Annotated in this window: 14 protein-coding genes; 2 read left to right on the forward strand and 12 right to left on the reverse strand. The window is 63.6% G+C overall.

From position 1 onward, the window contains the following. Positions 1-195: 195 nt before the first annotated feature. Entirely contained in the window at positions 196-1,566 is a 1,371-nt protein-coding gene (locus OGR47_RS03795) for a L,D-transpeptidase family protein (protein ID WP_165051087.1), read from the forward strand. A 396-nt stretch (positions 1,567-1,962) separates the two neighbouring features. On the opposite strand, the gene OGR47_RS03800 is transcribed toward OGR47_RS03795, so the two are convergent. The 9 genes from OGR47_RS03800 to OGR47_RS03840 all read right to left on the reverse strand — a co-directional run bounded on the left by OGR47_RS03800 (position 1,963) and on the right by OGR47_RS03840 (position 10,727). After that, the gene (locus tag OGR47_RS03800) at positions 1,963-2,403 is read right to left on the reverse strand and encodes a GNAT family N-acetyltransferase (protein ID WP_165051085.1); all 441 of its coding nucleotides are present in this window, start codon (positions 2,401-2,403) and stop codon (positions 1,963-1,965) included. Then, the gene (locus tag OGR47_RS03805; RefSeq protein WP_246729645.1) at positions 2,400-3,176 is read right to left on the reverse strand and encodes an ABC transporter permease; all 777 of its coding nucleotides are present in this window, start codon (positions 3,174-3,176) and stop codon (positions 2,400-2,402) included. The genes OGR47_RS03800 and OGR47_RS03805 overlap by 4 nt, the downstream gene beginning before the upstream one ends. Next, positions 3,173-3,934 carry an ABC transporter ATP-binding protein gene (locus tag OGR47_RS03810; RefSeq protein ID WP_165051083.1) on the reverse strand — a complete coding sequence of 254 codons (762 nt, stop codon included), beginning with the start codon at positions 3,932-3,934 and terminating at the stop codon, positions 3,173-3,175. The genes OGR47_RS03805 and OGR47_RS03810 overlap by 4 nt, the downstream gene beginning before the upstream one ends. 150 nt (positions 3,935-4,084) lie before the next feature. Beyond that, positions 4,085-5,074: an ABC transporter substrate-binding protein gene (locus OGR47_RS03815; RefSeq protein WP_165051080.1), complete on the reverse strand. Its 990-nt coding sequence runs from the start codon at positions 5,072-5,074 to the stop codon at positions 4,085-4,087. Between the two features lie 48 nt (positions 5,075-5,122). Then, entirely contained in the window at positions 5,123-6,457 is a 1,335-nt protein-coding gene (locus tag OGR47_RS03820) for a TldD/PmbA family protein (protein WP_165051078.1), read from the reverse strand. 3 nt (positions 6,458-6,460) lie between these two features. Further along, a complete protein-coding gene (locus tag OGR47_RS03825) occupies positions 6,461-8,002 on the reverse strand; it encodes a TldD/PmbA family protein (protein ID WP_165051076.1) in 1,542 nt (513 codons plus the stop codon). 18 nt (positions 8,003-8,020) lie between these two features. After that, entirely contained in the window at positions 8,021-8,767 is a 747-nt protein-coding gene (locus tag OGR47_RS03830) for an RluA family pseudouridine synthase (protein ID WP_165051074.1), read from the reverse strand. A gap of 24 nt (positions 8,768-8,791) precedes the next feature. Then, on the reverse strand, positions 8,792-9,583 hold the full coding sequence (locus OGR47_RS03835) for an SGNH/GDSL hydrolase family protein (protein ID WP_165051072.1): 792 nt from the start codon (positions 9,581-9,583) through the stop codon (positions 8,792-8,794). Positions 9,584-9,701: 118 nt separating this feature from the next. Then, positions 9,702-10,727, reverse strand: a complete 1,026-nt coding sequence (locus OGR47_RS03840) for an acyltransferase family protein (RefSeq protein ID WP_165051069.1) — start codon at positions 10,725-10,727, stop codon at positions 9,702-9,704. 172 nt (positions 10,728-10,899) lie between these two features. Between OGR47_RS03840 and OGR47_RS03845 the strand changes: the two genes are divergently transcribed. Beyond that, a complete protein-coding gene (locus tag OGR47_RS03845) occupies positions 10,900-11,700 on the forward strand; it encodes an enoyl-CoA hydratase (RefSeq protein ID WP_165051067.1) in 801 nt (266 codons plus the stop codon). A gap of 109 nt (positions 11,701-11,809) precedes the next feature. Here the strand turns inward: OGR47_RS03845 and OGR47_RS03850 are convergent, their stop codons facing one another. The 3 genes from OGR47_RS03850 to rpoB all read right to left on the reverse strand — a co-directional run bounded on the left by OGR47_RS03850 (position 11,810) and on the right by rpoB (position 20,879). Beyond that, on the reverse strand, positions 11,810-12,304 hold the full coding sequence (locus OGR47_RS03850) for an AAA family ATPase (RefSeq protein WP_165051065.1): 495 nt from the start codon (positions 12,302-12,304) through the stop codon (positions 11,810-11,812). 84 nt (positions 12,305-12,388) lie between these two features. Beyond that, positions 12,389-16,564 (reverse strand): DNA-directed RNA polymerase subunit beta', encoded by a 4,176-nt coding sequence (gene rpoC, locus OGR47_RS03855; protein WP_165051063.1) that lies wholly within the window; start codon positions 16,562-16,564, stop codon positions 12,389-12,391. 172 nt (positions 16,565-16,736) lie between these two features. Further along, entirely contained in the window at positions 16,737-20,879 is a 4,143-nt protein-coding gene (gene rpoB / locus OGR47_RS03860) for a DNA-directed RNA polymerase subunit beta (RefSeq protein WP_165051060.1), read from the reverse strand. Positions 20,880-21,008 lie beyond the last annotated feature (129 nt).

Below are 21,008 nucleotides of genomic sequence, written 5' to 3' on the forward strand. Positions count from 1 at the left end.
ATCAGAATGAATATTTTGCGGGAGAAGAGCACGAAATATGCCTTTCATCAACTGGAGTTGCATTGCGCAACCCATGCTCCGCGACAAGATTGCGTCGAATTGAGTTGACCCCTGCCGCCTCGCGGTTGAAAAACCGGTAAAAATGTTCATGGCGCGCCCCGGCGGAGCAGGGGGCGCGAGAGAGACGGCGAGCGGATGGCGACGAGCAGGATGACGAAATGCGCGCGGTTGATCGGCGCGGGCCTTATCGCGGGCGCATGGATCGAGGCGGCGCCGGTGTTGGGGCAAAGCGCGCCGTCGGTCGCCGCTCCGGCCTCTCCCGCTCCAGCGCCGGCCCCCGCCGCTGCGCCCCCCGCTCTTCCAGTTCCGGCGACTCCGGCTGCGCCCGTCGATCAGGCTGCGCCGGCTCCCGCGGTTGAAGCCAGCGCGCCGGCGCTAAAGCCGAAACCCAAGCCTCGTCCGCCGGCGCCGCCGCGCGAGATGGCGCTCTCCGACGATCCGACCCCGGTGCTTCAGCCGGAGACTTTCTTCACCACCTCCAAGGCCTCTGAGCGTTACGCCCACATTGTCGATCTCGGGGGCTGGCCGATGGTGGGCGTAAGCTTGCGCGCCGGCGCGAAGGGCCCGGCGGTCGCCACCCTGCGCCGGCGTCTCGCGGCGGAGGACGACACGCTCGCCGACACGCGCAAGCAGAGCTGGGACAACGAGCTCACAGCGGCCGTGAAGCGTTTTCAGTATCGCATGGGTCTGAAGCAGACCGGCGTCGTCGCCGGCGCCACGTTGCGCGCGCTCGACGTGCCCGCGACCGTGCGCTTCCGCCAGCTCGCCTCCAGCGCGCAGCGGCTCGCGGGCGTCGATTTCCCCTTTGGTCCGCGTTACATCGTGGTCAATATTCCCTCGACGGCAGTCGACGCCGTTGAGAACGACCGCGTGGTGCGCCGCTATGCGGCGATTGTCGGCGATCCCGAGCACCACTCGCCGGAAGTGCAGGCGAAGGTCGTCGCGGTCAACATCAATCCGACCTGGACCGTGCCGGTCTCGATCATCAAGAACGAGATCGCGCCGCATATGCTGAAGGACCCCAGCTATCTCACCCGACAGCGCATTCGCGTGCTGAACAACAAGGGCGAGCAGGTCGATCCGCGCTCGATCAATTGGGCGAGCGAGCGCGCGGTTAATTATACGCTGCGACAGGATTCCGGCGTGGGCAATTCGCTGGGCTCGATCCGCATTTCTATGCCCAATGCGCATTCGGTCTATATGCACGACACGCCGTCGCGCAATCTCTTCGCCAATGATTATCGCTTCCTCTCGCATGGCTGCGTGCGCGTGCAGGGCGTCATTGATCTCGCGAGTTGGATTCTCGACGGCGCCAATGGACCGCAGATGAGCAAGGACGACATCAACGCAAAGATTGCGAGCGGCGAGCGCGAGGAAGTGAAGCTCGTCCATGCCGTGCCGGTGGTGTGGGTCTATATGACCGGCTGGGCTTCGGCGGACGGCACGGTGCATTTCCGGGATGATGTGTATCATCTCGATGAGGTGGGCGGCGACGCGGGGCTGTAGGAGCTGCTCTGCCCCTCCTGTCCCTCCCCCGCTTGTCGCGGGAGAGGGGACGCTCATGATCGGCATACTCAATGGAAGCCCGGACCTGCCCCCTCTCCCGCGAAGCGGGGGAGGGTTGGGGAGGGGGCTCTTATACCATTTCCGTTTGAGTAGCTCGCTTGGGGCTTGGTCATTCCCGGCGGGCTGAGAGCCCGAGGGGGAATCCAGAGCCACAATAGCGCTGATTTTGCTCAGAGCCCGTCATTGCGAGCGAAGCGAAGCAATCCAGGGCAGCGATGTGGCCCTGGATTGCTTCGTCGGCTCCGCCTCCTCGCAATGACGGCGGTGATTCCTGTGTGTCCGAACTGCGCGAGCGTCGGGGATGACAGCGCTGCGAATATGCTCGGAAGCCCGCTGCTACAGCGTCAAGCGGTAGCGCACGAAATCGTCGGCTCCGACGAATTTATCATAGAGCCGACGAGCGGGCGCGTTGTCTGTTCGTGTATGCCAGTAGATGCGTGACCACCCCTGCGCGCGCCCCAGATCAATCAGATCCTGGACCAACGCCTGTCCCACGCCGCCGCCGCGCAGGCTGGGATCGACGAATAAATCTTCGAGATAGCAGCTTGACGTCATTGTCCAGGTGCTTTCGTGAAGCACGGAAATGGTAAAGCCAGCGATCCGTCCGTCGGTCTCGGCGATGCGTCCGATCAAAGGTGAGGTCGGATCGAAAAGCCGGCGTAAAGTATGCTCCGTCACATCGGCGGGCACGGTCGATTCATAGAAGTCGTTATAGCCAGCCCAGAGCCTGCGCCAGTCTTCGGCGTCGGACGCACGAATGTCTCTGACAATCGTCATTCACCGCGTTCCCTTGCGCTCTCGTGCCAGCCGCGCAGCAGGTAATGCGACAGCGTCGCCAGCGCGCCATAGATCGCAAGTCCCGCAGCCGAGATCAGCGCCAACGCCGCAAACATGCGCGGAATATCGAGCCGAAAGCCCGCTTCGACGATGCGATAGGCGAGGCCCGAGCCTTGGCCCGAGGCGCCCGCCGCAAGCTCTGCGACAATGGCGCCGATCAGCGACAGTCCGCCGCCGATGCGCAGCCCCGTGAGGAATTGCGGCAGCGCTGCGGGCAATCGCAGATAGATGAGCTTCTGCCATGGCGAGGCGTGATAAAGTTCGAAGAGGTCTTGCAGCGCGTGATCCACCGAAGCGAGGCCCAGCGCCGTATTGGAGAGAATGGGAAAGAAGGCGACGAGAAAGGCGCAGACGAGCACGGCGTTATCCGGCTGCAGATAGACGAGCAGCAGCGGCGCAATGGCGACGATGGGCGTCACTTGCAGCACGATGGCAAAAGGCAGCAGCGCGCGCTCGAGCCACTTCGATTGCGCGAGGAGAAGCGCGAGCGCCACGCCGCTCGACGTGGCGATGAGAAGCGCTTTCAGCGTCACGCCCAATGTGACGAGGAGCGAGGAAAAGAGCAGCTCCCGATCCTCGATCAGCCTGTCGAGAATTGCGCTCGGCGCCGGCAGAACATAGGGCGGAATGTCCCGCCACATCACGATCCATTCCCACGCGCCAAGCGCTGCGGCGCAGACGGCGAGGGGGATGATTATATCGGAAAGTTTCACGCTTCTTCCCTCATCGCGTGGCCGAGCGCGCGCGAGGCGCGACGCGAGATTTGGGCGAATGTGTCGCTCATCCTGAAATCGGCGTTGCGCTCGATTGCAGGGTCGACGTCGATCTCATCGACGATCTTTCCAAAGGGCGTCGACATCACAATGATGCGCGTCGAGAGAAAGGCGCTTTCGAAAATGGAGTGCGTAACGAACACGATCGTGGCGCCGAGATCCTTCTTCAAGGCGACGAGATCGTCGTTGAGCTTGAAGCGCGTGACTTCGTCGAGCGCCGCGAAGGGCTCGTCCATCAGAATGAGCGCGGGCTCGGTGACGAGCGCGCGGGCGATGGCGCAGCGCATCTTCATGCCGCCGGAAAGCTCGCGCGGCAGCGCATCGGCGAAATCGGCGAGGCCGACGCGCGAAAGCGCCTCCATCACGCGCTCTTGTGACGCCGCGGGGCTTTTGCCTGCGAGCCGCAACGGCAGATAGACATTGTCGAAGGCGCTCGCCCAGGGCAGCAGCGTCGGCTCCTGAAAGACGACGCTGAGCTTTTTACGCGTGCGCGGATAGGTCCAGGAGATGACGCCTTCGCTCGGTTGCGTGAGACCCGCGATGAGGCGCAGCACCGTGGATTTGCCGCAGCCGGAAGGACCGAGCAAAGTGAGTGTTTCGCCTTGATAGATGTCGAGATCGAAACCCGAGAGCGCGGTGACGCCATTGGGGAAGGTTTTGGCGACGTTTTGAAGGGAGAGGAAGGGATCATTTCCCATGAAGCCCCCTCCCCAACCCTCCCCCGCTTCGCGGGAGAGGGGGCAGATTGTGGCCTTCATCAGCAAAGCGGATCGTGAGTGTTCCCTCTCCCGCTTTAGCGGGGGAGGGACAGGGAGGGGGTAAAACGGGCGCGATAACGAATGCATCCATCACCGCCGCAGCTCCATCCCGACCTTCTTGCCGATAAAGCGCAGCGTGTAGCCCTTCTTGTAATCGAGGTCCGCGGGCACGACCCCCGCCTTGGCCATTTTGTCGAAGAAGCTCTTCATGCGCGCGTCGGTCATGGCGCCGACGCCAATCGTCAGAGAGTCGCCTGAATCCACAATGCCGCGCTCTTTCATTTTGGCGAGCGAAAAGGCGATTTGACCGTCGGTCATCTCGGGGTTGTCGCGCTTGATGGCGGCGTTGGCGGCGGCGTTGTCGCCATAGACATAGTTGTACCAGCCGATGATGGAGGCGTCGACGAAGCGCTGCACGAGGTCGGCTTTCTGCTCGATCGTTTCCGTGCGCGTCTCGATCGTGGTCGAATAGCCGTCATAGCCAATGTCCGACAGCATAAAAACATTGGGCTTGAAACCGGCCCGCATTTCGATCGCATAGGGCTCGGAGGTCACAAGACCTTCCTGAATGGCCTTCTTGTCCGCGATGAAAGGCGCCGAATTGAAGCCATAGGGCTTCACTTTCTCGTCTTTGAAGCCATAGGCCTGTTTCAGCCATTGCCACACCGATGCGCGCATGTCGCTGGCGATGAAGGCGGTCGCCTTCGGCAAATCCTCGAAACGGTCGAGCCCGACGCCCGGATGCGACATGAAGATCACGGGGTCGATCTGAAACATACTGGCGACGGTGACGATCGGCACTTGTTGCGCAACGGATTCGAACATCTGGATCGTATTGGCGCCCATGGCGAAATCGACGCGACCCGAGGCGAGCAGCAGCCGCGCATTGATCTGCGGCCCGCCTTGCTGGATCGTCACATCGAGCCCGTAGCGCGCGTAAGTGCCGTCGGCTACGGCCTGATAAAAGCCGCCATGCTCGGCCTGGGCGCGCCAATTGGTGGCGAAGGTCACCTTGTCGAGGGCGTGCGCCGGCAGGGCGAAGAGGATCGTCAGAATCGCAATAAAGAGACGAGGAAACATCTGCTGCTGCGCTCCGTTGAGGCGCACCCAGCATATATCAAACCCGCCTCAGACGCCGCTGGATTTGGACGAGAAGTGGAACTTCTCCGCCAGCAGAGGCGGGGCCGCCGCTGCGCCGCCGCCCCCCGCCGCGCGCCAAGTCCGCTCGGTTTTGCCCAGCGCGACGATCTTGCCGAAGAGCTCCCCCAACCGCTGGTTGAAGCGCATGTTGCGCACCGGCGCGCTCACGTGGCCATTCTCGATGAGGAAATTGCCGTCGCGGGTGAGGCCGGTGAGTAGCAGGCTCTTTCGATCGACCATATTCTCGTACCAGAAGCGCGTGACGAGCACGCCGCGCTTCACGGAACGGATCATGTCGTCGAGCGAGGCGTCGCCGCCTTCGACGACGAAATTGGCCGCGAAAGGAATGGCCTCCGCATTGGTCTTCTGCGCCCATGCGCGCGAGCGATAGAGCCCGCTCACGACGCCCTTGTCGATGAAGGCGCGGGCGCGATGCGGGACGCCTTCCCAGCCGACGCCGCCCTCCGGCGCAAGCGGATCGGCGGGATCGACGCGGATCGTCAGCTTCTCGTCGAAGAGCTTTTCGCCGATCTTCGTCCCGCCGCCCGCCCGCGCATAAAAGCTGCGGCCTTCGTCGGCGGCGCGCGCGTCCATGGCGCTCATCACCCAGAAGGCGAGCTCCGCGACGGCCGCGGGCTCGAGGATCACTGTGTAATCGCCGGGCTCGAGATCAACGGGCTCTACGTCTTGCGCCGCCTTCGCGCAGGCGCGCCGCGCAATGCTGTCCGCGTCGAGGCGCGCACTGAGGAACTCATGCGCGCCGGCCCAGCCCGACCATGTGCCCGTCTTGTTGCGCGCCGTGGCCGAAAGGTCGATCTCGCTCCAGCGCTCATAGGCGAAGAGCCCGTTGCTCGTCGCGAGCGCGGAGAAGCGCCGCGCGCCGGTCGCGCAGCCGAAAGTATGGACGCCTCTGCTCGCGCCTTCCGCGATGACGCGCGCCGCTTGCGCCGCGAGCGCGTCGAGGCGAAAGCCCGATGCGTCTTCGTCATAGCGCGCCGAGGCGTCGTAATTCTGCGGGCCGAGCGGGGCGACATAGTCGGGATCGACCGGCAACACGCGCGCGATCTCCTCAGAGCGCACGCGCGCGGCGTCGAGCGCATCATCGTCGAGGCGCGTCGTGGTGACCGCGCCGACGCGCCGGCCGATATGCGAGGAGATGCGCAGGCGCGCTTTCGAGGTCGTGATATTGGTCGTCGCGCCGCCGCGCGCGAAGCGCAGGCTGTTGTCCTCGCCGCCGTCGATCTTCACCACGCAGGCGTCGGCGCTGGATCGCGCGATGATCTTCTCGCTGATGGCTTTGGCGTCGTCGGAAGAAAGCAACATGCGTTACGCGCCGGGGCTCGTGTTTAGCACCCGCACATTGCGGAAGCGCGCGGGCGGGCTGCCATGCGAGACGGGCGCCACCTGCACGGGCTCCGCCTTGCCGCAGGTGAAGGTGCCGTCGAGATGATAGGCGCTCGCGTCGCCGAGCCCGTCGAGCGAATTCCAGAAAGGAATCGTGCGGCCCTGATAGGCGACGTCGCGCAGCATCTCGCCGAGCCTGCCGTTCTTGATCTCATAGAAGAGCTGGCCGCCGAACTGGAAATTGTCGCGCTGCTGGTCGATGCTCCAACTTCCGGCGCCGACGATATAGACGCCGCTCTCGACGCCGCTCACGAGGTCGTCGAGCGCGCATTTTTCAGGGTTCGGCGCGAGCGAGATATTCGGCATGCGCTGGATCGGGAAAGATGTCGGATCATCCGCATAAGCGCAGCCATTCGAGGCGGAAAGGCCGATATGATGCGCTTGCCCTAACGCCATCTGGAAGTTCTTCAGCACGCCCTTCTCGACGATCTTGAATTCGGCTGAAGTCGCCGGCGCGCCGTCGTCGTCATAGCCGATGGTCGCGAGCGCGCCGGGCTGCGAACGGTCGGCGACGATGGTCATCAGCTCCGAGCCGAGACGAAGGTTGCCGAGCATCGCCGGCCTGATGAAGCTGGTGCCGGCGAAATTCGCCTCCCATCCCAGCACGCGGTCGAGCTCGGTGGAATGGCCCACGGTCTCGTGGATCGTGAGCCAGAGATTGGTCGGGTCTATGACAAGGTCGTAATCGCTGGCGACGACGGGTTTCGCTGCGAGCTTGGCGCGCGCCTCGCGACCGGCTCGCGCGGCTTCATCGAGCAGGCCGGCGCCCGTCACATATTCCCAGCCGGCGCCGCGCGCCGGGGCGAGGCTTTCGCGCGAGGCCATGCGGTCGGTGTCGCGATCGACGGCGGTGGCGGTGAAGGAGGGATGGACGCGCGTGCGCGTCTGCCGGATGCGCGCACCGAGACTATTGGCGAAGAGGCGCTCCTCGCGCGCGATGGAGAGCGAGGCCGAGCAGAAATCCGCGCCATTGTCGCGCGCCGCGGCGCAGATCGACAAAAGAAGGTCGGATTTCTCCCGCGTCGAGACAGAGAAAGGATCGACGCCCATGGGCATGATCCACTCGGCCTCATGCGCCGGGAGCTGTTCCAGCTCGATTGCGCGCGGCTGGATCGCCCGCATGGCGCGGGCGTTGTCCAAGGCGCGTTCGACGCCTTCCCGAACGCTCGCCGCGTCGAGGCGGCGCGCGCCATAGAAGCCCCAGGAGCCGTCGAGCAGCACGCGCAGGCCGAAGCCGCGCAACGTGCGCTCGTCGAAATGTTCGAGCCGGTCATCCTCGGCTCGCACATATTCTTGCAGTGTTTCGCCGAGGCGGATGTCCGCATAGCGCGCGCCGCCGCGCTTGGCGCCGTCCAGCGCAAGATCGGCGAGGCCGTCGAGCAAGGCGCGGTCCAGCGTAAAGTGGTCGCCGCTGGCTGTTGCGCGCTCCGGCGCGTCCCTCACAGGCGCATATGTCGGGGCCACTTCAGCTTCCCTCTGAGTTCATTCGACTAAGTTGGGCGTTTCCGGCTGGTTTAGCAAATCTGGCGCCATTGCGGCGCAAGCGTCACTGTCATTCCGCCAGCCACAAGCGGCCATGGCCTCCAGCATATGCGCCGGCGCCGGAGCCTCGGCGCACACGGGCTCCTTGCTGTCCTGCATGGGGATCGCGATCGCTCGCGCGTGCAGATGCAGCGGCGGCGCCCCTTCGCGCCGTCCGCTCCCATAGATGGGGTCGCCCAGGATCGGCCAGCCCATGGCCTGCGCATGGACGCGGATTTGGTGCGTGCGGCCGGTATGCGGCGTAAACTCGATGAAGGACAAGCCCGCCTCCGGCGCCCGGCCGAGCACGCGCCAGCTCGTGCGCGAGGGCAACCCCATGGGGTCCGGCTGCATCCACCAGCCGCGCGCGGCGTCGAGCCGGCCGAGCGCAAGGTCGATCTCGCCTGCGTCGCCTTCCGGCACGCCTTCCACCACGGCCCAATAGGTTTTGGAGATGCGGCCGGTCTTGAAGAGCTTGCCGAGCCGGTCGAGCGCCTTGCGATGGCGCCCGAGCACGAGGCAGCCGGAGGTGTCCTTATCCAGCCGATGGGCGAGCGCCGGAGCGCGCGGCAGGCCGAAGCGCAGTTGGTCGAAGGCGTCCTCGAGGCTCGGCCCCCCCTTGGGGCCGCGATGCACTGGAACGCCCGCGGGCTTGTCGATAACGAGCATCAGCCCGTCCCGGTGGAGGAGTCGTGAGAGTAGATCCATGTGCGGCTTATATCAAAGCGGCTTCTATCTGCGCGGATTCTCATTGGGCGCGAGCGTAATGGCCGCGCCGATGAACCTGCCGTATCTGTGATAGGTCTCGTCGGTCAGATGCACGCCGTCGAGCGTGTAATTATCCTCGTGCCCCTCGAATTTGTCGATGAAATTATCGAATTCGATGATGTGCAGCTGAGGATGGTCGCGCCATAGCGCGACGCGATAAACATCGTTGACCTGATAATCGCATCCGTCGTGGAGGCAGCGCAATACATTGCGCTTCATCAGGCTGAAGAGATTCGGCGGCTTGAACCAGCGTTCGTTCACGCGGGGGATCGAGATAATCTCGACATCCCCGGCGTCGGAAAAATAATCCACGAGCTTCTCGGTGAACTCCACATAGGCGGAGGCGCCGATATGCTGGATCGCGTCATTGACGCCGGTCATCAGAATGACCTTATCCGGCGCATTGCCCTCAGAGAGTGAATAGAGCCTGAATTTCGGGAATTTCTCGCGCAGCTCCGAGTAGAGAAGGCGGGAGTTGCGGCCATTGAAGCCAATGCTACAGGCCCGCACGCCCCTGCCGCCGAGGCGGTTCGAGACGGTCTCGGGCAGGTCCGGGAAAATCTTGCCGTCAGAAGCCCAGGATTCTCCGACGACGAGAATCCGGTAATCATTGGCGCCGGCGTTGGCGAGGGAGCAGGCGACCGTTGGCTCGTCGCCCCGCTTGAGGCTCAGCAGGCCCAGGCCGGTGGCCACGGCGAGGACGAAAAACGCTCGCCGCAGATTTGGCAGCAGAACGGCAAATCCTTGATTCGCCAAAGCGAGGCCCCTCCGCTGCGGCATGGCGCCACAGCGGGCCGGAAGCTATCAGCTTCGCGCGCCGGCCGCTATATCGAGGAGAGCTTAGGCGGCTGCAAAAGCCTCTGCGGGATGGCGATCACGCCGCCGCCGCCGCTTGCGCCGCCCCCATCCGCTCGACCGAGATGTGTCGGCCGGAGACCCAGGCCGCGCGCAATTTCCCGATCGGACGGTCGATCAGACGCCAGATGAGATAGGAGCCGGCGAGAATGATGGCGATCGCCTCGGCGGAGAGCAGGAGGCGATCCATATAGGAGCCTTCGCCCGTTCCAATCGCGCCGATCACCGACCAATGCAGCAGGTAGAAGATATAGGACATGTCGCCAACCATGCGGTCGGTCGCGCCGGACGCCTGCTGCGTGGTGTAGATGGCCCAGGGCGTCATCATCACGGCGATGAAGAGATTGGCCTTGCTGCTGAAGGCGACCGCCGCCGTCTGTGTCGCGTCGAGATTCGTTACGAAGACCAAGCCATAGGCGAAAAGCAGCGCGAAGCTCGCGGCAAGCGAAGCATAGGCGAGGCGACGCGAGGGCCTGAGGTCATGGGTCGCCGCCGCGACGCCGATGCCGAAGAAGTATAGGAAGGGCAGGACAGTCGACGAGCCGCCGAGCTTGGGCGCAAAAAGTGAGAGCGCCACGCAGCCGAGCACGGCATAGAGGTTGCGCGAGATAAGGAAAATGACGAGCGGCGCGACGAGATAGAACTGGACTTCCATATCGAGCGACCAACCCGGCACATTCGCCTGATAGGACAGCGAATTATATCCGAGGATCATCACATTGGAGAAAAGCTGGTGCATCAGCCGGCCGGCGTCGTCGGGCGCGCCGCCGCGCCACCATAGCAGCGCCCAGGCGATGGCCGAGCAGAGCGCAAAGACCGGCGTGACGCGCCACACGCGCGAGACGAGAAAGGTGAAGTAGGACCAGTTGGTCTGCGAATAGGTCTTCGCCCACATGGTCGCGACCCAATAACCGCTGAGCACGAAGAAGATCAGCACGGCCGACATGCCGAGGTTGAACTTGGTCGTGTGATGCAGAAAGACCGAGAAAGCCAGCGCCATTCTCAGCGCGCCAGGGGCGGCGAATTTATCCGTTGTGACCGACATTGCTGCTCCAAGGCGCGCCGGGATCGAAGCCACCACCTTTACGCGCTTGTTGCGCCGCAGCGGTGTGGCAAGAGGTCGCAAAAAGGCTCGGGCGCCTGTGGCGTGGGGTCGCAGGCTGCAGCCTAAATGCTTGTGTATTTGCGCCGCAAACCAAGTCCTGTACTACTCGGGTATGGCCATTACCTCTCCCACACCCAAGCTCCGCGTCGAACTCGCCCATGGCGTCGCGCGGCTCCTCATCGACAATGGATCAAAGCGCAACGCCTTCGATCTCCAAATGTGGCGCGCGCTGCCAGCGCTGATGGCGGCGGTGGACGCGGAAGCCGAAGCCCGCGTCGTCGTGCTGTCCGGAGCGTCGGGCCTACCCTTCTGTTCCGGCGCTGACATTTCGGAATTTTCCACAGTGCGTGCGACGAGCGGCGGCGGCCGCGCCTATGAGCAGGCCAATGTCGAGGCTTTCGACGCCATCTCGTCCTGTTCCAAGCCGACTGTCGCCGCGATCAGCGGCTTCTGCATGGGCGGAGGCATGGGGCTAGCCTCGGCCTGTGATCTCCGCGTGGCGCGGGAGGGGACGGTTTTCGGCATTCCGGCAGGGCGCCTCGGCGTCGGCTATCCGCCGTCGGCCATGCGCTATGTGGTGACGGCGGTGGGCGCGCAGCGCGCCATGGAGATGTTCTTCACCGCCCGCCGCCTCACGGCGACAGAAGCGCTCGACGCCGGTTTTCTGTGTCGCCTTCTGGATCAGGAAACCTTCGAAGGGGCGGTCGACGAACTCGCCGAGACGATCGCAGCCAACGCACCTCTGACCCTGCGCGCCGCCAAGGCCGCAATCCGCGCCGCCGCGCAATTGCCGAATGCGTCGACGCCCGACCAATGCGAGGCGCTCGCCGCGCAATGTTTCGACAGCGCGGATTACATGGAGGGCAGGGCGGCGTTCCTGGAAAAGCGCGCGCCGAAGTTCACGGGAAAATAAGCACACTCGTTATTGCGAGGAGCGCAGCGACGAAGCAGTCCAGGGCAGCCGATGCGGCTCCTGGTTTGCTTCGATGTGCTCGCAATGACATCGGCTGGCCTCGAGCGGCTCAATCCTCGGAATGGACGACGACGTTAAAGCCTTCTTCCCTGGCCGGAGGCACAAAATATCCGGTAATCCTGTCGAACTCTTCGTCCGTTACTTGGAATTCATGCTCACGATCGGCGTTGCGCTTCTGGAGGCGCGCCCGGCAGGTTGCGTCTGATATTTTTAGGTAGTGAAGCTGATGTGCAGCGCCCGCGTTTTCGAAGAGGCCGCGCATCCATTTTCGGTTCGCGACAGTGTTGGCGGGGAAGTCCAGCACAACGGAAAGGCCGGCGCGCAACAAATCCTCGACATGCTCGCCCATGGCCGCGCGGAGCCGAGCAGAATAGCGCACGTAGTCCTCGACGGTCCTGAGCTCCTGCTCGAACAGACGCGCCATCCACCTGTCCTCGCTGATCAGCACCGCTTGTGGGGACACGGCGAGACGCCGGCAGAGAGTGGACTTTCCTGCGGCGATCTTGCCGCAAACCAGATGAAGCGTCGGTTCCTGGTCGGCCATGATCGCCACCGTCGGGAGAAAGAATAGGTGAAAAAAAGGCCGCCCGTTTCGGGGCGGCCTATGTTTCTTACGCGCTGAGAGCCGTCACTCCGCCGGCGGCAGGGCCGGGGCGGGTTCAACGCCTTCCGCGCGCTGGGTGATGATGAGCTCGTCACGCCCGCCGGCGATGCCGCGGTATTTGGCCATCGCGGCGCCGGTGCCGGCCGGGATGAGACGGCCGACGATGACGTTCTCCTTGAGGCCGACGAGCGGATCGATCTTGCCGTTGACGGCGGCCTCGGTGAGGACGCGCGTCGTCTCCTGGAAGGAGGCGGCGGAGAAGAAGGACCGCGTCTGCAGCGAGGCCTTGGTGATGCCGAGCAGCACCGGCGTGCCGTTCGCGGGCTTGCCGCCGTTCTCGATCGCCTTGGCGTTCGCCTCTTCGAGCTCCAGCTTGTCGACCTGCTCGCCTTCGAGGAAGCCGGTGTCGCCCGGATCGACGATGTCGATCTTCTGCAGCATCTGACGGACAATCACTTCGATGTGCTTGTCGTTGATGTTCACGCCCTGCAGACGATAGACCTCCTGGATCTCATTGACGAGGTAAGCGGCAAGCTCCTCCACGCCCTTGATCGCCAGAATGTCGTGCGGCGCCGGATTACCGTCGACGATATAGTCGCCCTTCTCGACGACGTCGCCGTCCTGAAGGTGAATATGCTTGCCCTTCGGGATCAGATATTCGACCGGCTCCGCGCCTTCTTCCGAAGGCACGATGGAGAGACGCTGCTTGTTCTTGTAGTCCTTACCGAACTGCACAGTGCCGGAGATTTCCGCGATGATCGCGTGATCTTTCGGACGGCGCGCTTCGAAGAGCTCGGCGACGCGCGGCAGACCGCCGGTGATGTCGCGGGTCTTGGCGCTCTCCACCGAAATACGCGCGACAATATCGCCGGCTTTCACCGTGCCGCCGGGCTCGACCGCGATGATCGAGTCGACGGGCAGCAGATAGCGGGCGTCGCCGCCGCGTTGCAGCTTGGCGACCTTGCCGTCCGGGCCCTTGATGACGATCGAGGGCTTGAGGCTCGCCGAACGCAGGTTGAGGCGATAGTCCATGACCATGCGCTTGGCGATGCCGGTCGACTCGTCGACCGTTTCCGCCAACGACTGGCCTTCGACGAGATCCTCGAACCCGATGGCGCCGTCCACCTCGGAGATGATGGGACGGGTGTAGGGGTCCCATTCCGCGAGGCGCTGGCCGCGCTTCACCTGATCGCCGTCGTCGACCTTCAAGCGCGCGCCGTATTGAATACGGTTGACTGCGCGCTCGGTTCCGTCGGGACCGAGGATCACCACGGCGACGTTGCGCGCCATGACGATCAGATCGCCGTCGGAGTTGCGGGCCACGTGACGGTTGCGGATGTGGACCGTGCCCTCGAAGTTCGACTCCATGAAGGACTGGTCAGCAAGCTGCGCCGCGCCGCCGATGTGGAAGGTGCGCATGGTGAGCTGCGTGCCCGGCTCGCCGATCGATTGCGCCGCGATGACGCCGACGGCCTCGCCCATATTGACGGGCGTGCCGCGCGCAAGGTCGCGACCATAGCATTTGGCGCAGACGCCGTTCTTGGCCTCGCAGGTGAGGACCGAACGGATCTTGACTTCCTGAATGCCCGCCTTCGTGACCGGATCGAGATGCCATTCCTGGATCATCTCGCCCGCGGGCACGATCACCGTCCCGTCCTGCGCCTTCAAATCCTCCGCGGCCGTGCGGCCGAGGATGCGCGACGCAAGCGAGGCGACGATCTGGCCGGCGTCGATGATCGCCCGCATGCGGATGCCGCCCGTGGAGCCGCAGTCCGTGGAGGAGATGATCGAGTCCTGCGCGACGTCGACGAGACGGCGGGTGAGGTAGCCCGAGTTCGCGGTCTTCAACGCCGTATCCGCAAGGCCCTTGCGGGCGCCGTGGGTGGAGTTGAAGTATTCGAGAACCGTCAAGCCTTCCTTGAAGTTCGAGATGATCGGCGTCTCGATGATCTCGCCCGAGGGCTTGGCCATCAGGCCGCGCATGGCGGCGAGCTGGCGCATCTGCGTCGGCGAACCGCGCGCGCCCGAGTGCGACATCATATAGATCGAGTTGATGGGCATGTCGCGCCCCGCATCGTCCTTCCGGACGGCGGAGATGCGCTGCATCATCTCCTCGGCGAGCTTCTCCGAGCATTTCGCCCAGGCGTCGACGACCTTGTTGTACTTTTCACCCTGAGTAATGAGGCCGTCGTTGTACTGCTGCTCATATTCCTTGGCGGCGGCGCGCGTCTCGCCGACGATGCGCTCCTTCGTCTCCGGCACGACCATGTCGTCCTTGCCGAAGGAGATGCCCGCCTTGAAGGCTTCGCGGAAGCCCATCGCCATGATGCGGTCGCAGAAAATGACCGTCTCCTTCTGACCGCAGTTGCGGTAGACGGTGTCGATCATGTTCGAGATTTCCTTCTTGGTCATCAGCTTGTTGACGACGTCGAAGGGGATCTTGTTGTGCTTGGGCATCAGCTGGCCGAGCATCATGCGGCCTGGCGTCGTTTCGAAAATTTTCGCAACGCGATTGCCCGCGGCGTCATAGGTCCAGCCGCGGCCTTTGATCTTGCTGTGCAACGTGATCGCCTTGGCCGCGAGCGCATGCTCGATCTCGCCCTGATTGGCGAAGCACATGCCCTGGCCCGGCTCGCCGTCGCGCTCCTGCGTCAGATAATAGAGGCCGAGAACGATGTCCTGCGACGGCACGATGATCGGCTGACCATTGGCCGGATGAAGGATGTTGTTCGTCGACATCATCAGCACGCGCGCTTCGAGCTGCGCTTCGAGCGACAGCGGCACGTGCACGGCCATCTGGTCGCCGTCGAAGTCGGCGTTGAAGGCCGCGCAGACGAGCGGATGCAGCTGGATCGCCTTGCCCTCGATCAGCACCGGCTCGAAGGCCTGAATGCCGAGACGGTGCAGCGTCGGCGCGCGGTTGAGCAGCACCGGATGCTCGCGAATGACTTCGTCGAGGATGTCCCAAACCTCGGGCTTTTCCTTCTCGACGAGCTTCTTCGCCTGCTTGACGGTCGCCGAATAACCCTTCGCGTCGAGGCGCGAATAGATGAAGGGCTTGAAGAGCTCGAGCGCCATCTTCTTGGGCAGGCCGCATTGATGCAGCTTCAGCTCTGGACCCACGACGATGACGGAGCGGCCGGAGTAGTCGACGCGCTTGCCGAGCAGGTTCTGGCGGAAGCGGCCCTGCTTGCCCTTCAGCATGTCGGCGAGCGACTTCAGCGGACGCTTATTGGCGCCCGTGATGACGCGGCCGCGGCGGCCGTTGTCGAACAGCGCGTCCACAGCCTCCTGCAGCATGCGCTTTTCGTTGCGGATGATGATGTCCGGCGCGCGCAGCTCGATCAGCCGCTTCAGGCGGTTGTTGCGGTTGATGACGCGGCGGTAGAGATCGTTGAGGTCGGACGTCGCGAAGCGGCCGCCGTCGAGCGGCACGAGCGGACGCAGATCCGGCGGGATGACCGGGATCTCTTTCAGGATCATCCATTCCGGGCGGTTGCCCGACTGGGTGAAGGCCTCGATGATCTTCAGGCGCTTGGCGAGCTTCTTGGGCTTGAGCTCGGTCTTCGCCTCGGCGATCTCCTGACGCAGGCTGGCGGCGATGCCTTCGAGATCCATCGACTCGAGCAGGCGGCGGATTGCCTCCGCGCCGATCATGGCCGTGAAGTGATCCTGGCCATATTCGTCCTGCGCGGTCAGATATTCCTCCTCCGACAGGAGCTGGCGCTCCTTGAGCGGCGTGAGGCCGGCGTCGATGACGATATAGGACTCGAAGTAGAGGATGCGCTCGAGGTCCTTCAGCGTCATGTCGAGCAGAAGGCCGATGCGCGAGGGCAGCGACTTCAGGAACCAGATATGCGCGACGGGCGCCGCGAGCGAGATATGGCCCATGCGGTCGCGCCGCACGCGCGCGAGCGTCACTTCGACGCCGCACTTCTCGCAGATGACGCCCTTGTACTTCATGCGCTTGTACTTGCCGCACAAGCACTCGTAATCCTTGATCGGCCCGAAGATGCGGGCGCAGAACAGGCCGTCGCGCTCGGGCTTGAAGGTGCGGTAGTTGATCGTCTCGGGCTTTTTGATTTCGCCGAAGGACCAGGAGAGAATCTTCTCCGGGCTCGCGATCGAAATCTGAATCTGGTCGAAGGCCTGCGTCGCCACGACCGGATTGAAGAGATTCATGACCTCTTGCTGATTCATGGTCTTCTCCTGGGACGCCGGGGCGGCGAAACCGCGCGACCCGCGTCGTAAAATCTCAAACTGAGGCTACTGTCGTCATTGCGAGGAGCGGTGCGACGAAGCAATCCAGAGCCGTGTTGGCCGCTCTGGATTGCTTCGCTTCGCTCGCAATGACGGGTGAGAGTCGCACGGACTACTCCGCAGCCTCCGCGGCGGTCGGCGGCGCGAGCTCTTCATCCTCGGGGGTCGCGTTGGTGAGCTCGACATTGAGCGCCAGCGAACGCATTTCCTTGATGAGCACGTTGAAGCTCTCCGGAATGCCCGATTCGAAGGTGTCGTCGCCGCGAACGATCGATTCGTAGACCTTTGTGCGGCCCGCGACGTCGTCCGATTTCACCGTCAGCATTTCCTGCAACGTATAGGCGGCGCCATAGGCTTCGAGCGCCCAGACCTCCATTTCGCCGAAACGCTGGCCGCCGAACTGCGCCTTGCCGCCCAGCGGCTGCTGGGTGACGAGCGAGTAAGGCCCGATCGAGCGCGCATGGATCTTGTCGTCGACCAGGTGGTGGAGCTTCAGCATATAGATGTAGCCCACGGTCACCTTACGGTCGAAGGGTTCGCCGGTCCGCCCATCGAAGAGCGTCACCTGACCCGAGGTCTGGTGGCCCGCCTTGATCAGCATGTCGACGATGTCCTTCTCGCGCGCGCCGTCGAATACCGGCGTCGCGATCGGCACGCCGCGGCGGAGATCCTTCGCGGTCTCCAGCAGCACGCTTTCGTCGAGGGTGTCGATCTCCTCGTCCTTGCCATAGACGTCGGTCAGCGCGTCGCGCAGAACGCTCGCGTCCTTCGACTTCATATAAGCGTCGACGGCGCGGCCCACCTGCTTGCCGAGACCGGCGCAGGCCCAGCCCAGATGCGTCTCCAGGATCTGGCCGACGTTCATGCGCGATGGCACGCCCAGCGGGTTGAGCACGATATCGACAGGCGTGCCGTCCTCGAGGAAGGGCATGTCCTCCTGCGGCACGATGCGCGAGACGACGCCCTTGTTGCCGTGGCGGCCAGCCATCTTGTCGCCGGGCTGAATCTTGCGCTTCACCGCGACGAAGACCTTGACCATCTTCATCACGCCGGGCGGCAGCTCGTCGCCGCGCTGCAGCTTTTCGACCTTGTCGAGGAAGCGATTTTCGAGGCCCTTCTTCGATTCGTCGTATTGCTTGCGGACGGCTTCGATCGAGGCCATCAGCGCGTCGTCCTCGATGACGAAGGTCCACCACTGCGAGCGGGGATATTCGTCGAGGATCGCCTGCGTGAGCGCCTGATCCTTCTTGAAGCTCTTCGGGCCGGCGATCGCGTTCTTGCCGATGAGCGTCTCGGCGAGACGCGCATAGGTGTTGCGGTCGAGGATGGCGAGCTCGTCGTCGCGGTCCTTGGCGAGACGTTCGATCTCCTCGCGCTCGATCGCCTGGGCGCGCTCGTCCTTCTCGACGCCGTGGCGGTTGAAGACGCGCACTTCGACGATCGTGCCCTGCACGCCCGGCGGCACGCGCAGGGAGGTGTCGCGAACGTCCGAAGCCTTCTCGCCGAAGATGGCGCGCAGCAGTTTTTCTTCCGGCGTCATCGGGCTTTCGCCCTTTGGCGTGATCTTGCCGACGAGAATGTCGCCCGCCTGCACCTCGGCGCCGATATAGACAATGCCCGCTTCGTCGAGATTCTTCAGCGTCTCCTCCGAGACGTTGGGAATATCGCGGGTGATTTCCTCGGGGCCGAGCTTGGTGTCGCGCGCCATCACCTCGAATTCGTCGATATGGATCGAGGTGAAGACGTCCTCCTTCACGATGCGCTCGTTGAGGAGGATTGAGTCTTCGAAGTTGTAGCCGTTCCACGGCATGAAGGCGACGAGCACGTTGCGGCCGAGCGCCAGATCGCCGAGGTCCGTCGAGGGGCCGTCGGCGATGATGTCGCCCTTCTTCACCAGATCGCCGACGCGAACGAGCGGCTTCTGGTTGATGCAGGTCGACTGGTTCGAGCGCTGGAACTTCATCAGTCGGTAGATGTCGACGCCGGGCTTCGCCGGATCGAGGTCTTCCGTCGCGCGGACGACGATACGGGTTGCGTCGATCTGGTCGACGATGCCGGTGCGGCGCGCGGAGATGGCGGCGCCCGAGTCGGCGGCGACCACGGCCTCCATGCCCGTGCCGACGAGCGGCGCGTCGGCCTTCACCAGCGGCACGGCCTGACGCTGCATGTTCGAGCCCATGAGCGCACGGTTGGCGTCGTCGTTCTCGAGGAACGGGATGAGCGCCGCGGCGACCGAGACGAGCTGCTTGGGCGACACGTCCATCGCGTCGACTTTTTCACGCGGGACGAGCATGACGTCACCGGCGTGACGGCACAGCACGAGGTCTTCGAGAAGATTGCCTTCCGCGTCGATCGGCGCATTGGCCTGGGCGACGTGATATTTCGCCTCTTCCATCGCCGAGAGATAGGCGACTTCATTTGTCACCTTGCTGTCGCGCACGCGGCGGTAGGGCGCTTCGATGAAGCCGTATTTGTTCACGCGCGCGAAGGTCGCGAGCGAGTTGATGAGGCCGATGTTCGGACCTTCCGGCGTCTCGATCGGGCAGATGCGGCCGTAATGCGTCGGGTGGACGTCGCGCACTTCGAAGCCGGCGCGCTCGCGCGTCAGGCCGCCCGGACCCAGCGCCGAGAGACGACGCTTATGCGTGATCTCGGAGAGCGGGTTGGTTTGATCCATGAACTGCGAGAGCTGCGAGGAGCCGAAGAACTCGCGCACCGCCGCGGCGGCGGGCTTGGCGTTGATCAGATCCTGCGGCATGACCGTGTCGATGTCGACCGAGGACATGCGCTCCTTGATCGCGCGCTCCATGCGTAGCAGGCCGAGGCGATACTGATTTTCCATCAGCTCGCCGACCGAGCGGACGCGACGGTTGCCGAGATGGTCGATGTCGTCGATTTCGCCGCGACCGTCGCGCAGATCGACGAGCGCCTTCACCACTGCGAGAATGTCCTCGCGGCGCAGCGTGCGCACAGTGTCGGGCGCATCGAGATCGAGGCGCATGTTCATCTTCACGCGGCCGACGGCCGAGAGGTCGTAGCGCTCGGCGTCGAAGAACAGCGAATGGAACATGCCTTCCGCCGTGTCCATCGTCGGCGGCTCGCCGGGGCGCATCACGCGGTAGATGTCGAACAGCGCTTCTTCGCGACTCGAGTTCTTGTCCACCGCGAGCGTGTTGCGGATGTAGGGACCGATGTTGATGTGATCGATGTCGAGAATCGGCAGCTCGTCGAAACCCTTCTCGAGCAGCGTCGGAAGGGTCTTCGCCGTAATTTCGTCGCCAGCTTCGGCGAAGATTTCGCCAGTCGCCGGATCGAAGAGATCCTGCGCAAGATACTGGCCGTAGAGGTCCTCCGCCGAAACGCGGATCGCCTTCACGCCCTTTTCGGCGAGCTGGCGCGCGGCGCGCACGGCGAGCTTCTTGCCGGCTTCGAGAATGACCTGGCCGGTGTCGGCGTCGATCATGTCGGCGACGGCCTTCACGCCCTTTATGCGCTCGGCGTCGAAGGGCATGCGCCAGTTCTCGCCATCGGCGGCGTAGGTGATGGTCTTGTAGAAGGTCGACAGAATTTCTTCGCCGTCGAGGCCGAGGGCGAAGAGCAGTGACGTCACCGGAATCTTACGGCGGCGGTCGATGCGCGCATAGACGATATCCTTGGCGTCGAATTCGATGTCGAGCCAGGAGCCGCGATAGGGAATGATGCGCGCGGCGAACAGCAGCTTGCCAGAGGAGTGGCTCTTGCCCTTGTCGTGGTCAAAGAACACGCCCGGCGAGCGGTGCATCTGCGAGACGATGACGCGCTCGGTGCCGTTGACGACGAAGGTGCCGTTCGACGTCATGAAGGGCATGTCGCCCATGTAGACGTCCTGCTCCTTGATGTCCTTGACGGACTTCGCCTGCGTGTCAGGATCGACGTCGAACACGATCAGGCGCAGCGTCACCTTCAGCGGCGCGGCGAAAGTCATGCCGCGCTGGCGGCATTCGTCGACGTCATATTTCGGCTGCTCGAACTCGTAGCGCACGAATTCGAGCAGAGAAACGCCGGAAAAGTCGGAGATCGGGAAGACGGATTTGAAGACGGATTGAAGGCCTTCGTCGGGGCGGCCGCCCTTGGGTTCGTCGACGAGCAGGAACTGATCGTAGGAGGCCTTCTGCACTTCAATCAGGTTGGGCATCGCCGCGGCTTCCCGGATGTGTCCGAAGAATTTGCGGGTGCGCTTGCGACCGGTGAACTTGCGGGCCGACGTCTGAGCCATGTCGCTTTTCGAGCCTCTTGTGATGGAAAGCGAATAGCGAATAGCGAGTTGCGAATAGACCTATTCGCGCTTCGCCATTCGCTATTCGCCTCGCTTTCGTACCTTCGTCCAAAACCCTCTCCCGCCGGA

Source organism: Methylocystis sp. MJC1 (assembly GCF_026427715.1).
GTDB lineage: Bacteria > Pseudomonadota > Alphaproteobacteria > Rhizobiales > Beijerinckiaceae > Methylocystis.